A 13913-nucleotide genomic window follows, 5' to 3' on the forward strand; every position below is an offset into this window, starting at 1 on the left:
GATATGGCCTATAGCTACGACCCCCAGAACGTCTTCGCCCGCATCCTGCGCGGCGAGATCCCGAACAAGACCGTGCTGGAAACCGAGCATACGCTTGCCTTTCACGATATCGGGCCGCAGGCGCCGATCCACGTGCTCGTGATTCCCAAGGGACCCTATGTGAATTTCGACCATTTCGCCGCAGAGGCGAGCGCGGAAGAGATCGCCGATTTCACCCGCACCGCCGGCGAGGTCTGCCGGATCGTGGGCGCGGCGCCTGGAGAGGCCGGTGGCGGCTATCGCACTATCTCGAACGCGGGTGAAGCCGGAGTGCAGGAAGTGCCGCACTACCACATGCACATCCTTGGCGGCCGCGTTCTGGGGCGCATGCTGCAGCGCCACGACTGAGATCGGCCGCACGACAGGGGCGGCTTGCCGCCGCTCGCAGGATCGCTATCATGCCGCGCCGGAATTAAACGCCTGACGGAGCTCTGACCATGTCCTTTCCCGCCCCCGAAACCGAGGTTGTGAGCACCCGCAAAGTCGCCTGCGACGGTGGCGAAGGCGCCTTGGGCCACCCGCGGGTCTGGCTGACCATCCCGCAAGACGCGGGCTTCGTCGAATGCGGATACTGCGACAAGAAGTTCGTCCTCGGCGCCGACAACGTGCACGACGAACACTAGGGCTGAGTCGCGGCTGGGCACCGCCCGTCCGGCCGCCCCGACCGGATGGATGCGACCGTGTTCCGAGCCTACGCGTTTCTGATTGCCGCGATTGTCGCCGAGGTCATCGCGACGACCGCTCTTGCCAGGTCTGACAGCTTCACCCGCCTTTGGCCCAGCGTCGTGACGGTCGCGGGCTATGCCATCGCCTTCTGGTGCCTGTCCTTTCCGCTGCGCGTCATGCCAACGGGCGTGGTCTATGCGATCTGGTCCGGACTTGGCATCGTGCTGATCGCGATTGTCGCCTATTTCTGGGCGAAGCAGGCGCTTGACGGCGCCGCCATCGTCGGGCTTGGACTGATCATCGCCGGCGTGCTCGTGATCAATGTCTTCTCGAAGACCGTCGGCCACTGATCCGCGCGGCAGTTGCCGTTTCTAGCCGAATTTCAGGAACAGCCTGGCATAGGCGGGTTTCAGCTTTTCCGCCGCAGCGCGCAGCCGCGTTTCGTCGCCCGAACGCGCGGCGTCCAGAAGGTTCCGGACCGAGGTTTCGAAGTCGGCCGACAGGGTCGCGTATTCAGGATTTCCCGATGCCCCGACAGGGGGAGTCGCCAGCACGTCCCGAGCCAGGTAGGCCAGCACCGCCGCCTGTTCGCGGATCATTCCCATCATGTCGGCCTCCGTGTCGGACGGGTCCGCGGACAGAAAATGCTACATCGCCGCATGGTAGGCATTCATGCGGTCCGAGAAGGTCTCGATCCCGTTTCGGGCATGTAGCTCGCCGAACAGGTCACGAAGGCTTTCCAGCGTTTCGTGCGCCTCGGACAACTCGTGCGCCGCCACCTGATCGTTGGCGGTGCCGACAAGGGCGCGCGCCGTGTCGATGGTCGCGCCCCACAGATGATCGTCCTGATATTGCGGTGGCGGATCTTCGCCCCAGATTTCGGCCAGCGCCGCAAGCTGGTCGGACAGGTCGGTGACGGCGGTGAAGGATTCGGCATGCTCCCCGGCATTCGTCTGGAACAGAGCGATGCGGTAGATGCCGTACATCTCGCGAAAGGACGCCTCGAACTCTGCGACAGGACCCGCGTGAGCCGAGCTGGTTGCAAGCAGCGCGAACGCGGTTATGAGCGGGCCGAGACGTTTCATGGGGGTCCCCCGAAACATGTTCCTGTGCGCCGATCAGTAGGGTGAAAGGCCCGGCCTGTAAACAATCGGTCCGCGCCGGTCGCCTGCGGTCCCTGAAGGCGCCTGGACGCGCACAGGGTGGAACCGCCCGCCGGAACGTGACATTACTCCGACGACCGATGTGCAGGGTGGAGGGACGCGACATGAGCTTTGGCAAGGGTTGCCATCTGCACCTGATTGACGGGTCGGCCTTCATCTTCCGCGCCTACCATGCGCTGCCGCCGCTGACGCGCAAGTCCGACGGTCTGCCCATCGGCGCGGTTGCCGGCTTCTGCAACATGCTCTGGGGGCAGCTGACGCAGAACAAGGGCAAGACCGGTCCGACCCATATCGCGGTCGTCTTCGACTATTCCTCGAAGACCTTCCGCGACGACATCTACGACAAGTACAAGGCCAACCGCCCGGAACTGCCCGAGGACCTGCGCCCGCAGTTCCCGCTTACCCGCGATGCGACGCGGGCGTTCAACGTCGCCTGCCTCGAGATGGAAGGGTACGAGGCCGATGACATCATAGCGACCCTGGCGCGGCAGGCGACCGAGGCGGGCGGCGACGTCACCATCATCTCGTCCGACAAGGACCTGATGCAGCTGGTCGGCAACGGCGTCGTCATGTTCGACGCGATGAAGAACCGCACCATCGACCGCGACGAGGTGATCGAGAAATTCGGCGTCCCGCCAGAGCGGGTCGTGGACGTTCAGTCGCTGGCGGGCGACAGCGTGGACAACGTGCCGGGCGCGCCGGGCATCGGGGTCAAGACGGCGGCGCTTCTGATCAATGAATACGGGGATCTGGAAACGCTGCTTTCAAGGGCGGAAGAGATCAAGCAGCCCAAACGCCGTCAGGCGCTGATCGAGAATGCCGACCTGATCCGCGTGTCGAAGCGTCTGGTCACGCTTGATGCGCACGCCCCGGTGAAGGAAACGCTTGACGAACTCGAGGTGCGCGACCCCGAAGCCGGACCGCTGATGGATTTCCTGTCGCAGATGGAGTTCCGCACGCTGACGCGGCGCGTTGCCGACGCGCTCAAGGTCGAGCCGCCGGCCATGGCGGAAAACAGTCTGACGCCCGGGCACGTCGACCAGATGGCGGCGGCCGACGCCCCGCCTCAGCCCGAAACCGTTCCCTTTGTCCATGCCGACTACGAACATGTCCGCGACCGTGGCGCGCTTGACCGCTGGATCGCGGCGATCCGCGAGGCGGGACGGGTGGCCATCGACACTGAAACGACCAGCCTTGATGAAATGCGGGCGGAACTGGTCGGGATATCGCTGTCGGTGGTGGCGGGGCAGGCCTGCTACATCCCGCTGGGGCACCGTCAGGGTGGCGGCGACCTTTTCGCGGGCGACGCCCCGAGCGAAGGGCAGCTGCCCGCCGACGCAGTGCTGGCCGCGCTGAAGCCGTTGCTTGAGGACGGTTCCATCCTCAAGATCGGCCAGAACATGAAATACGACTGGAAGATCTTCGCCCGCCTCGGCATCCGCATAGCGCCCTTCGACGACACGATGCTGATGAGCTACGCGATGCACGCAGGCCAGCACAACCACGGCATGGACGGGCTGTCAGAGCGTTACCTTGGGCACAAGCCGATCGAGATCAAGTCGCTCCTTGGGTCCGGCAAGTCCGCGATCACGTTTGACCGGGTGCCGGTCGACGAGGCGGTGAAATACGCCGCCGAAGACGCCGACGTGACGGTCAGGCTGTGGCAGGCGTTCAAGCCCAACCTGCACCGGGCGGCGGTGACGACGGTCTACGAAACGCTCGAACGCCCGCTGGTGCCGGTGCTGGCCGACATGGAACTGGCGGGCATCCGCGTGGATCCGAACGTCCTGTCGCGCATGTCGAACGCCTTTGCCCAGAAGATGGCGGGGCTGGAGGCCGAGATCCATGAGCTTGCAGGCCAACCTTTCAACGTGGGCTCGCCCAAGCAACTGGGAGAGATCCTGTTCGACGCAATGGGCGTTCCGGGGGGCGAAAAGGGCAAGACCGGCGCCTATGCCACCGGCGCGGACGTGCTTGAGGACATCGCGGCCAATACCGATCTGGGGCGTCCGGCCGACCTGGCGGCACGCGTCCTGGACTGGCGTCAGCTGTCCAAGCTGAAATCGACCTATACGGATGCGCTGCAGAACCACATCAACCCGGAAACCGGACGGGTTCACACCAGCTATTCCATCGCCGGGGCGAACACCGGGCGGCTCGCCTCGACCGACCCGAACCTCCAGAACATCCCGATCCGCACCGAGGAGGGGCGCCGCATCCGCGAAGCCTTCGTGGCGGGGCCGGGGATGCGCCTTGTCAGCCTGGACTACAGCCAGATCGAACTGCGCATCCTTGCCCATGTCGCGGACATTCCGGCACTGAAGCAGGCTTTCCGCGACGGAATCGACATTCACGCGATGACGGCGAGCGAGATGTTCGGCGTGCCGCTCGACCAGATGACCCCTGAAGTGCGCCGCCGCGCCAAGGCGATCAACTTCGGCGTCATCTACGGCATCTCGGGCTTCGGCCTTGCGCGGAACCTGCGCATCCCCCGGGCCGAGGCGCAGGCGTTCATCGACACCTACTTCGAACGTTTCCCCGGGATCCGGGAATACATGGATCGAACGGTCGCCTTCGCTAAGGAAAACGGCTTCGTCCAGACCCTGTTTGGTCGCAAGATCCATACGCCCGAGATCAATTCAAAGGGGCCGACCGCAGGCTTCGCGCGCCGTGCGGCGATCAACGCGCCGATCCAGGGCGCCGCCGCCGACATCATCCGGCGCGCGATGATCCGGATGCCGCAGGCGATCCGAGGGCTGCCCGCGACGATGTTGCTGCAGGTCCATGACGAACTTCTGTTCGAGGTCGAAGAGGCCGCCGTTGACGACCTGATCTCCGCCGCGCGAGCGGCGATGGAGGGGGCTGCACACCCCGCGGTGCACCTGGATGTGCCGCTGGTCGCCGATGCGGGGCAGGGTGCGAACTGGGCAGAGGCGCATTGACCGACCTGCCAAGGGCGCCGAGACAAGGATAGGGGGGCCGGTTGCCGCACGATCACGCTCACGGGCATCGCCACCACCGGCAGGGTGACGACGGCAAGGGCGACTGGCAGGTCGCAGCCGCCGTCGCCGTCAACCTGTTCCTGACGGTCGCGCAGATCGTGGGCGGGATCGTCGCGGGTTCGGTCGCGCTTATCGCCGACGCGATTCACAATTTCTCGGACGCGCTGGCTCTGATCATCGCCTTCGCGGCGCGGCGGATCGCGCGCCTTCCCGCCAATCCGGACATGTCCTTCGGCTATGGCCGCGCAGAGGTCATCGCGGCGCTTGTGAACTACACGGTCCTGATCGTGATCTGCCTCTGGCTGGGATACAGCGCGGTCGAGCGCCTGATCGATCCGCCGCCCGTTCAGGGGATGATCGTCATGCTCCTTGCTGGCGTCGCGCTGGTCGTGGACCTTGCGACCGCGGCGCTGACCTATGGACCATCGCGCGACAGCATGAACATCCGCGCTGCCTTCCTGCACAACCTGTCGGATGCGGGCACGTCGGTTGCAGTGATCGTCAGCGGGTTCCTGGTGCTCTGGTACGACTGGCGGCTGGCCGATCCCCTGATTACGCTTGTGATTTCGGTCTGGATTCTATGGCAAAGCCTTGCCGAGATCGGGCCCGCCATTCGAATCCTCATGCTGGGGGCGCCCTCGGACCTGGACCCGCAGGAGATCCGCAAACGCATCGTCGGGATCGAAGGCGTCGCGGGGATGCACCATCTGCACCTGTGGCAGATCGACGAAGAGCGCAACTCACTCGAGGCGCATCTTGTCCTGGCCGAAGGGCAGGAGCCCCCGGTCGTGCTCAGGCGGGTCAAGGCGATGCTGGAAGACGACTTCGGGCTCAAGCACACCACGTTCGAGGTCGAGCGGAGCGGGGACACCTGCGCGGGCGGATCGTGCTAGGCGCGCCTAGCGGATCCATGCCAGCCCTTCGCCGGTCTCGGTTTCGGGCGCGTATTCGCCGCTGACCCAGCCCGTGTAGCCGTCCGAGTCCAGTCGGGAAAAGAACGCCGGATAGTCGATGTCCCCGCCTCGCGGTTCATGGCGGCCGGGAAAACCCGCGACCTGGACATGGCGGGCGCGGTGGCCGTGTGCCGTCCAGGAGCCCATCACGTCGCCGGTGATGCGGTGCGCGTGGTAGGCGTCGAACTGAAGCGCAAGGTTAGGGGCTGCGACCGCGTCCAGCACCCGCGCCGCGGTGTCGTAATCGGCCAGGAAGTATCCCGGCATGTCGAACCGATTGATCGGCTCGATCGTCAGGCTCTGCTGCGGGGCGCGGGCGGCCGCCCAGCGAAGGTTGTCGATGAACACCGCCTCGGCCTCAGGCCCTTCCGCGGGGCCGGCCATGATGTGGATATGCAGGGGCTTCAGGACCTGCGCGAAGCGCAGGGTTCGTTCGAAGTCGTGACGAAATCGATCCGAGAGCCCGGGAACGGCAGCAAAACCCTGTCGGCCGCCGGTCGCGTTCGGCGGGGGACAGTTCATCAGGACGAAGGTCAGATTGCAGACGACCAACTGGTCGCGCATGTCCTGTGTCGGACAGTCGTAGGGGAAAAGGACCTCGACCCCCTCGAAGCCGGCCTCTTTCGCGGCGGCGAACCGGTCCATGAAAGGTAATTCGCGGAACAGCCAGGTGAGGTTTGCGGCGAACTTCGGCACGTCAGGCAAGCTCGACCGATGGGATCACCGGGAAGAACCGGCCGCCGGACCACAGGCCGAACCAGCTTTCGCCGTCGTGGTCTTCGTGCGCGCCAAGCTCGATCAGCCGGTAGAAGGTCTTGCGGTCGATCAGAGCCTCGAGATTGGTGCGGACAAGGACATAGGGCGAAGGCTCCCCGGTTTCGGGATCGCGCGCGACACGGATCGGATGGCCGGGGCCTGCCGTCACCTCGTCCTCGACGTTGGTGATGAAGGTGATCGCCTGGTCCCGGCCTTTGCCGCTGGCGTTTGCGTCCACCGCGACGAAGGGCGCGTCGACCACCCTGATGCCAACCTTCTCGACCGGGGTGACAAGGAAGTAGTCATCCCCGTCCTTGCGGATGATCGAGGAAAAGAGCTTGACCAGCCCGTGCCGTCCGATCGGCGTCCCAAGATAGAACCAAGTCCCGTCGCGGCGGATTTCCATGTCCAGATCGCCGCAGAAGGGCGGGTTCCAAAGATGCACCGGCGGCGGCCCCTTTTTCCCGGCCGCCTTGGCGGCTGCGGCAAGGTTGTCCGCCGAGGGCTTCACGATCTGTTGTTCGGCTGGCGTTTTTGTCATTGGTGCCGCTTCCGATATCTGCGTTTATGGTGGGACTACCACGACGAAGGAGCGATTGTCATGACCGCTGGCGCCGATTTGATCGCCGAAATCGAGGACCTGGGCCGTCGGCTGGGGCAGGCGAAGGCCTCGATCAACCGCAGATTCATCGGTCAGGACCGGGTCGTCGACCTGACCCTGACCGCGCTTCTTTGCGGCGGCCATGGTCTGCTGGTCGGCCTGCCGGGGCTGGGCAAGACGATGCTGGTCGATACGCTGTCCACCGTCATGGGGCTGAAGTCCTCGCGCATCCAGTTCACCCCGGACCTGATGCCCGCCGACATCCTGGGTTCAGAGGTGCTTGAGACCGCTGCGGACGGCACGCGGGCGTTCCGCTTCATCGAGGGGCCGGTGTTCTGCCAGTTGCTCATGGCCGACGAGATCAACCGCGCCAGCCCCCGAACGCAGTCGGCGCTTTTGCAGGCGATGCAGGAACGGGAGGTCACGATTGCCGGCCAGCACCGCCCGCTCGGGCAGCCCTTTCATGTCCTGGCCACCCAGAACCCGATCGAGCAGGAGGGCACCTATCCGCTGCCCGAGGCGCAGCTGGACCGGTTCCTCTTGCAAATCGACGTCGAATATCCCGACCGCGTCACCGAGCGCGATATCCTGATCGCCACGACGGGGATCGAGATGGCCGAGTCCGAGCAGGTGTTCTCTGCCGACGATCTGGTAGCCGCGCAGCGGACCGTGCGCCGGATGCCGGTTGGGGAAAAGGTGGTGGATCTGATCCTGGACCTGGTTCGCGCCTGCCGCCCCGGAGAGCCCGAGGCGGGCGAGGCCGTGTCGGGTTCGGTGGCCTGGGGCCCGGGGCCGCGCGCCGCGCAAGCCCTCATGCTGGGTGTCAGGGCGCGCGCGCTGCTTGATGGCCGTCTCGCGCCGTCTGCCGAAGATGTCCTGGCGCTGGCGCGGCCCGTGCTGAACCACCGCATGGCGCTGTCCTTCGCGGCGCGGGCACGCGGCGAAAGCCTGGCCGATCTGATCGATGCGGTGGCGCGCGACGTCAGCCGGATCGAGGCGGCGGCATGATCCAGCCCGCGCCAGCGCGTCCCGCGGGCCTTCGGCGGAAGGCAGAGGCTCTGGCCTCGGCCCTGCCGCCGCTGCTGGCGGATGCGCGACACCTGGCGATGACGGTGCAGATGGGGGAACACGGCCGACGCCGCGCGGGGCTTGGGGACGAGTTCTGGCAGTTCCGCCCGGCGCACGCCGGGGACGAAGCGCGAACCATCGACTGGCGCCGCTCGGGCCGGGCCGATCAGCATTTCGTGCGCGAAAAGGAATGGCATGCCGCGCAGTCGGTCCATCTCTGGGTGGATGACGCGCGTTCGATGGAGTTCTCGGGTCACCGCGATCGCACAACCAAGGCCGACCGTGCGCGGCTGCTGGCGCTGGCCGTATCGGTCCTGCTGATCCGGGCGGGCGAACGCGTCGGCCTGGCGGATCCCGTCGCGCCGCCGCGTTCGGGCGAAGTGCAACTGGTGCGCCTTGCGCAGACCTTCACGGCCCCGGCAGGCGATGCCGACTACGGCGCGCCTGTCGCGCGGGCGATGCTGACCGGGTCGCGTGCGGTGTTCATGTCGGATTTCCTGGGCGATCCCGATGCGATCGAACGGGCGCTGACCCTGGCGGCCGATCGCGGGGTGCGTGGTGCGATCCTCCAGGTGCTTGACCCCGTCGAAGAGGCGTTTCCCTTCAATGGCCGCACGATCTTCGAAAGCATGACCGGTGCGATCCGGCATGAAACGCGCAGGGCTGCCGATCTGCGCGACCGCTACCGCGCCCGCCTGGCGGAACGCAAGGACCGGCTTGCCACGCTGGCGCGGCGCGTGGATTGGCAGTTTTCCACCCATCACACCGACCAGCCGGCGCAGGTGCCGCTGCTGTGGCTGTATCACGCGTTGGAACGGGTTCGGCGATGATGATGCTTGGACCCATTGGATTCACCGCACCCTGGCTTCTGGTCGGGCTTTTGGCGCTGCCGGTGCTTTGGATACTGCTGCGCGTGGTCCCGCCGGCTCCGATCCGCCGGCGATTCCCCGGCGTCGCTCTTCTTCTGGGGCTCAGGGACGAGGACCACGAAACAGACTGTACCCCCTGGTGGCTGCTGCTGATACGGATGCTGGCGATCGCGGCGCTGATCCTTGGTTTCGCGGGGCCGGTGCTGAACCCCGAGGTGCGGGAGCCCGGCAGCGGGCCGCTCCTGATCGTCGCCGACGGCAGCTGGGCGGATGCCCGCGACTGGCCGCGGCGCAAGGAGCGGATCACGGCGGTTCTGCAAGAGGCCGGGCGCAATGGCCGCGCGGCCGCGCTGACCGCCGTCACCCAAGATGCGCGCGATCTCGGTTTCCGGTCGGCGCGCGATGTCGCGTCGGGCTTGCCCGGTTTCGTCCCGGCCCCCTGGGAACCGGACGCCGCGGCCTACTCTGCGCTTGCGCAAGCGCTGCCAGAGGGCGCGTTCGACACCTTCTGGCTTTCTGACGGGCTGGCGCGCGACGGTCGGGAAACGTTGCTGCAAGCGCTGCGGGGCCGGGGCAACGTGACCGTCTTTGAAAGCCCGCGCGAGGTCTTTGCACTGCAGCCTACCGCCTACGGTGACGGCAAGGTGACGCTGGGCGTTCTGCGCGCGCATTCCGGCGGTGAGGCGACGGTCGAGGTCGTGGGCCTTGGCCTTGACCCGGCGGGGGTGGAACGGGAACTGGCCCGGCTCGAGGTGGCCTTCGGAACGGGCGAGGCCGCGGCCAAGGCGGTATTCGACCTGCCCGCAGAGCTGCGCAATCGGATCGCCCGTTTCGAGATCCTGGGGCAGCGGACCGCGGGTGCGGTCGCCCTGACCGATGATGCCATCCGCCGGCGCGAAGTGGCCCTGGTCGAGGGCGGCGCGGGGCGCGAGGGGCTGGAGCTTCTGTCGCCCGGTCACTACCTTCGCCAGGCGCTCGCGCCGACCGCCGACGTGATCGAGGGGACGGTCGAGGACATGATCCGCGCGGATCCCGACGTGATCATCCTGGCCGATGTCGCCAAGGTCGCGGCCTCTGAGCGATTGGCCGAATGGATCGAGAAGGGCGGGCTTCTGGTGCGCTTCGCCGGGCCACACATGGCCGCAGCCGACTGGACCGCCAGTGACGAGCCGCTTCTGCCGGTACAGCTGCGCAGCGGCGGGCGCAGCGTTGGCGGCGCACTGAGCTGGGGCGAGCCCAAGACCCTTGCCCCGTTCCCCCAAGGCTCGCCCTTCGCCGGGCTGGATATCCCGGACGAAGTGCGCGTGTCGTCCCAGGTCATCGCCGAACCTGGCCCCGAACTGGCGGCCCGCACGATCGCCGCGCTTGCCGACGGCACCCCGCTTGTCACCCGCAAGGCCCTGGGCCAGGGCTCGGTCGTGATGTTCCACGTCACGGCGAACGCCGAGTGGTCTGGCCTGCCGCTGTCCGGGCTCTTCGTTCAGATGCTTGAGCGTCTGGCAGTCTCGACCCGCCAGTCCGCGCCGGGTGCCGAGGACATGAAGGGCACGGTCTGGTCGGTGGAACGCGTCCTGGACGCCTTCGGCGCGCTTGAGGATGCGGGCGACCGTCCCGGAATTCCCGGAGAAGACCTCGCGGGCGCCCGTTCAAGCGCGCGCATCCTGCCCGGTCTCTATGCCTCGGGTGACCGCACGGTTGCCGTCAATGCGGTGGGTCCCGACCGGGCTCTGGCCCCTGCCACCTGGCCCGAGGACGTGACCGTCGAAGGGCTCTCGGACGCGCGTGAACTGCCGCTGTCGGGCTGGCTTCTGGCGGCTGGGCTTGGCCTGCTTTTCGCGGACGTCCTGGCCGCGCTTGCGCTGTCCGGCCGTCTGATCGGCGGCCGGGCGGGGGCCGCGGCCATCCTTGTCGCCGGACTGCTTCTTCATGCGCACCCGTCGCGGGCGGAAATGTCCGACGAACAGCTGGTCGATGCCGCCGGCAACGTCGTTCTGGCATATGTGCGAACCGGCGATGCCGAGGTCGATCGGGTGTCCGAGGCGGGATTGAGGGGGTTGTCCGATGTCCTCTTCTACCGCACGGCGGTCGAACCGAGCGCGCCCATGGGGGTCGATGTGGAAACCGACGAGCTGTCGGTCTTTACCTTGCTTTACTGGCCCGTCACGGCCGCAGAGCCCACGCCGTCGCCCACGGCCTACCTGCGGCTGAACCGCTATCTGCGCTCCGGCGGCATGATCCTGTTCGACACCCGCGATGCCGATGTCGCAGGCTTCGGGACCGCGACGCCCGAGGGGCGGAGGCTGCAGGCTCTGGCGGCCCCGCTGGACATTCCGCCGCTCGAACCGATCCCCTCGGACCATGTGCTGACCCGGGCCTTCTACCTGTTGCAGGACTTTCCCGGCCGCCATGCCGGCCCGCCGGTCTGGGTAGAGGCCGCGCCCCCCGACGCCGAGCTGGCCGAGGGCATGCCCTTCCGCAACCTCAACGACGGCGTGACGCCCGTGATCATCGGCGGCAACGACTGGGCGTCGGCCTGGGCGGTGGACGATGGCGGCTGGCCGATGTTGCCGGTAGGGCGCGGGCTGAGCGGTGAACGTCAGCGCGAGATCGCCTATCGTTTCGGCGTGAACGTCGTGATGCATGTGCTGACCGGAAACTACAAGTCTGATCAGGTTCATGTGCCCGCGCTGCTGGAAAGGCTGGGGCAATGAACGGATCGACGATCATCTTCGACCCGCTTTTGCCCTGGCCCGCGATCTGGGTCGCCGTGGGATTGGGCCTGGCCTTCGCCGGGCTTGCGCTGTGGCGCGGCCTGTCGGGCTGGTGGCTGCGCGCGCTTGCCGCCGCGGCGCTGGTATTGGCGCTGACCCAGCCCGCGCTGCAGCGTGAAGACCGCAAGCCGCTGTCCGACATCGTCATCCTGGTTGTCGACCGCAGCGCGAGCCAGTCCCTGCCGGGACGGGCCGCGCAAACCGATGCAGCCGTCGCCCGCGTGACGGCCGAGGTGGCCGCGCTGCCAAATACCGAGCTGCGCGTCGTCGAACCAGGTGACGGTGACGGAGATTCCGGCACCCGAGCGATGACGGCGCTGTCACAGGCCCTTGCCGAAGAGCCGCGCGGGCGTGTCGCGGGCGCGATCCTGATCAGCGACGGCCAGGTCCATGACATCGACCTGGCCCCGGCCTTGCCCGCTCCGCTGAATGTCCTGCTGACGGGCCGCCAGACCGATTGGGACCGGCGCATCGGCGTCCTTTCCGCGCCGGCCTTCGGCATCATCGGCGAAGAGTTCTCGATACGGCTGAGGATCGAGGATCAGGGCAGCGTGCCCCAGGCCGAGGCAGGTGGAATCGTCCGGCTGACGGTCGCCGTCGACGGAGGAGAGCCGCAAACGGTGCTTGTTCCCGTCAACACGGATATCGAGCTGCCTCTTACCTTGGACCACGGCGGGCGCAACCTGATCCAGTTTTCCGTCGCCACCGCCGAGGGGGAACTGACGGACCGCAACAACATGGCGGTGGTCGAGATCAACGGGGTGCGCGACCGGCTGCGGGTGCTGCTGGTGTCCGGCGAACCGCACGCGGGCGAACGAACCTGGCGCAACCTTTTGAAATCTGACAGCGCCGTCGATCTTGTCCACTTCACGATCCTTCGCCCGCCCGACAAGCAGGACGGCGTGCCGGTCAGCGAGCTGTCGCTGATCGCCTTCCCAACGCGAGAGCTGTTCGTCGAGAAGATCAGCGAATTCGACCTGATCATCTTCGATCGCTACAAGCTTCGTGGCATCCTGCCCGCGTCCTACTTCGACAACATCCGTGACTATGTCCTGGGCGGCGGCGCGGTCCTGGTGGCTGCGGGGCCGGATTTCGCCTCGGCCGAGAGCATCTACTATTCGTCGCTTGCCGAGATATTGCCCGCCGCGCCGACCGGCCGCGTGATCGAAGGCGGATACAAGCCCGGCCTGACCGAGCTTGGCCATCGTCATCCCGTGACCGAAAGGCTTGAGGACTTCGCGCCCGGCCCGAAGGCTGCGGACGGGAGCCCCGGCTGGGGGCGCTGGCTGCGCATCATCGATCTTGACCCGCCCGAGGGCCAGGTTGTCATGCAGGGGTCGGACGCGCGGCCGCTGCTGGTTCTGAACCGGGTCGGAGAGGGCCGCATCGCGCTGATCGCCTCGGACCAGGCCTGGTTGTGGAATCGAGGATTCGAAGGCGGCGGACCGCAGCTTGAACTGCTGCGCCGGCTAGCGCACTGGATGATGAAGGAGCCAGAGCTCGAGGAAGAGGCGCTTCTGGCCGACGCGCAGGGCCTGGACCTGACCATCACGCGCAGGTCGCTCGCCGAAGGCGCGCGCGAGGTGACGGTGACGGGACCGGGCGGCTCGGAAACCGTTTTGCCGCTGGACGAAACAGAGCCAGGGCGTTTCACCACAACATGGGCCGCGCCCGGCATGGGGCTTTACCGTCTGAGCGATGGGGACATGACGCAGGTCGTCGTCCTTGGGCCCGCTTCCCCCAAGGAGTTCGAGGAGACGATCGCGACGCCTGACAAGCTTGCGCCCGTGGTGGATCCGACCAATGGCGGTTTCCTTAGGCTTGAGGAGGGAATGCCGGATCTGCGGCAGGTGCGCGCTGGCCGTCCGGCATCGGGGCGCGGATGGATCGGTGTCACGCCGCGCGAAGCCTTCGTGACGCAGGACATCCGCATCCTTCCGTTTCTGCCGGCGTGGTTGCTGCTGCTCCTGTCCGCCGGGCTCAGCATCGCGGCCTGGCTGCGCGAGGGGCGACGTTAGCCGGCGC

At 66.9% G+C, this 13913-nt stretch carries 13 protein-coding genes; 9 read left to right on the plus strand and 4 right to left on the minus strand.

Features of this window, described 5'->3' with window-relative positions; genetic code table 11:
• Positions 1 to 3: 3 nt before the first annotated feature.
• The 3 genes from OEW28_RS12060 (at position 4) to OEW28_RS12070 (ending at position 1055) form a co-directional block, all read left to right on the plus strand.
• Positions 4 to 387 (plus strand): HIT domain-containing protein, encoded by a 384-nt coding sequence (locus tag OEW28_RS12060; protein ID WP_263735022.1) that lies wholly within the window; start codon positions 4 to 6, stop codon positions 385 to 387.
• Positions 388 to 476: 89 nt separating this feature from the next.
• Complete coding sequence (locus OEW28_RS12065) at positions 477 to 662, plus strand: zinc-finger domain-containing protein (RefSeq protein WP_263735023.1); 186 nt, start codon at positions 477 to 479, stop codon at positions 660 to 662.
• Between the two features lie 45 nt (positions 663 to 707).
• Entirely contained in the window at positions 708 to 1055 is a 348-nt protein-coding gene (locus tag OEW28_RS12070) for a DMT family transporter (RefSeq protein ID WP_263735024.1), read from the plus strand.
• Positions 1056 to 1076: 21 nt separating this feature from the next.
• Here OEW28_RS12070 and OEW28_RS12075 read toward each other — a convergent pair whose 3' ends face one another.
• Complete coding sequence (locus tag OEW28_RS12075; protein ID WP_263735025.1) at positions 1077 to 1313, minus strand: hypothetical protein; 237 nt, start codon at positions 1311 to 1313, stop codon at positions 1077 to 1079.
• A gap of 39 nt (positions 1314 to 1352) precedes the next feature.
• Positions 1353 to 1790: a hypothetical protein gene (locus OEW28_RS12080; RefSeq protein WP_263735026.1), complete on the minus strand. Its 438-nt coding sequence runs from the start codon at positions 1788 to 1790 to the stop codon at positions 1353 to 1355.
• A gap of 182 nt (positions 1791 to 1972) precedes the next feature.
• Between OEW28_RS12080 and polA the strand changes: the two genes are divergently transcribed.
• Together polA and OEW28_RS12090 are read left to right on the plus strand one after the other, a co-directional pair.
• Positions 1973 to 4810: a DNA polymerase I gene (gene polA, locus OEW28_RS12085; protein WP_263735027.1), complete on the plus strand. Its 2838-nt coding sequence runs from the start codon at positions 1973 to 1975 to the stop codon at positions 4808 to 4810.
• 41 nt (positions 4811 to 4851) lie between these two features.
• On the plus strand, positions 4852 to 5763 hold the full coding sequence (locus tag OEW28_RS12090; protein WP_263735028.1) for a cation diffusion facilitator family transporter: 912 nt from the start codon (positions 4852 to 4854) through the stop codon (positions 5761 to 5763).
• Between the two features lie 6 nt (positions 5764 to 5769).
• Here OEW28_RS12090 and OEW28_RS12095 read toward each other — a convergent pair whose 3' ends face one another.
• On the minus strand, positions 5770 to 6468 hold the full coding sequence (locus OEW28_RS12095; protein ID WP_318527546.1) for a hydroxypyruvate isomerase family protein: 699 nt from the start codon (positions 6466 to 6468) through the stop codon (positions 5770 to 5772).
• Between the two features lie 52 nt (positions 6469 to 6520).
• Entirely contained in the window at positions 6521 to 7120 is a 600-nt protein-coding gene (locus OEW28_RS12100; RefSeq protein ID WP_263735030.1) for a DUF1285 domain-containing protein, read from the minus strand.
• Positions 7121 to 7180: 60 nt separating this feature from the next.
• Here OEW28_RS12100 and OEW28_RS12105 point away from each other — a divergent pair, with 60 nt between their 5' ends.
• Genes OEW28_RS12105 through OEW28_RS12120 form a run of 4 tightly spaced genes read left to right on the plus strand, consistent with a single transcriptional unit; the run spans position 7181 to position 13906 of the window.
• The gene (locus OEW28_RS12105) at positions 7181 to 8188 is read left to right on the plus strand and encodes an AAA family ATPase (RefSeq protein ID WP_263735031.1); all 1008 of its coding nucleotides are present in this window, start codon (positions 7181 to 7183) and stop codon (positions 8186 to 8188) included.
• Complete coding sequence (locus OEW28_RS12110; protein ID WP_263735032.1) at positions 8185 to 9078, plus strand: DUF58 domain-containing protein; 894 nt, start codon at positions 8185 to 8187, stop codon at positions 9076 to 9078. Before OEW28_RS12105 ends, OEW28_RS12110 begins: the two co-directional genes overlap by 4 nt.
• The gene (locus tag OEW28_RS12115; RefSeq protein ID WP_263735363.1) at positions 9075 to 11828 is read left to right on the plus strand and encodes a DUF4159 domain-containing protein; all 2754 of its coding nucleotides are present in this window, start codon (positions 9075 to 9077) and stop codon (positions 11826 to 11828) included. The genes OEW28_RS12110 and OEW28_RS12115 overlap by 4 nt, the downstream gene beginning before the upstream one ends.
• Positions 11825 to 13906, plus strand: a complete 2082-nt coding sequence (locus tag OEW28_RS12120; protein ID WP_263735033.1) for a hypothetical protein — start codon at positions 11825 to 11827, stop codon at positions 13904 to 13906. The genes OEW28_RS12115 and OEW28_RS12120 overlap by 4 nt, the downstream gene beginning before the upstream one ends.
• Positions 13907 to 13913 lie beyond the last annotated feature (7 nt).

The sequence above is a fragment of the Albidovulum marisflavi genome (assembly GCF_025751435.1).
Lineage (GTDB): Bacteria > Pseudomonadota > Alphaproteobacteria > Rhodobacterales > Rhodobacteraceae > Albidovulum > Albidovulum marisflavi.

Coding starts and splice junctions, on each gene's coding strand:
- OEW28_RS12060 (WP_263735022.1), top strand. CDS start 4: ATGGCCTATAGCTACGACCCCCAGAACGTCTTCGCCCGCATCCTGCGC.
- OEW28_RS12065 (WP_263735023.1), top strand. CDS start 477: ATGTCCTTTCCCGCCCCCGAAACCGAGGTTGTGAGCACCCGCAAAGTC.
- OEW28_RS12070 (WP_263735024.1), top strand. CDS start 708: ATGGATGCGACCGTGTTCCGAGCCTACGCGTTTCTGATTGCCGCGATT.
- OEW28_RS12075 (WP_263735025.1), bottom strand. CDS start 1,313: ATGATGGGAATGATCCGCGAACAGGCGGCGGTGCTGGCCTACCTGGCT.
- OEW28_RS12080 (WP_263735026.1), bottom strand. CDS start 1,790: ATGAAACGTCTCGGCCCGCTCATAACCGCGTTCGCGCTGCTTGCAACC.
- polA (WP_263735027.1), top strand. CDS start 1,973: ATGAGCTTTGGCAAGGGTTGCCATCTGCACCTGATTGACGGGTCGGCC.
- OEW28_RS12095 (WP_318527546.1), bottom strand. CDS start 6,468: ATGGACCGGTTCGCCGCCGCGAAAGAGGCCGGCTTCGAGGGGGTCGAG.
- OEW28_RS12100 (WP_263735030.1), bottom strand. CDS start 7,120: ATGACAAAAACGCCAGCCGAACAACAGATCGTGAAGCCCTCGGCGGAC.
- OEW28_RS12105 (WP_263735031.1), top strand. CDS start 7,181: ATGACCGCTGGCGCCGATTTGATCGCCGAAATCGAGGACCTGGGCCGT.
- OEW28_RS12110 (WP_263735032.1), top strand. CDS start 8,185: ATGATCCAGCCCGCGCCAGCGCGTCCCGCGGGCCTTCGGCGGAAGGCA.
- OEW28_RS12115 (WP_263735363.1), top strand. CDS start 9,075: ATGATGATGCTTGGACCCATTGGATTCACCGCACCCTGGCTTCTGGTC.
- OEW28_RS12120 (WP_263735033.1), top strand. CDS start 11,825: ATGAACGGATCGACGATCATCTTCGACCCGCTTTTGCCCTGGCCCGCG.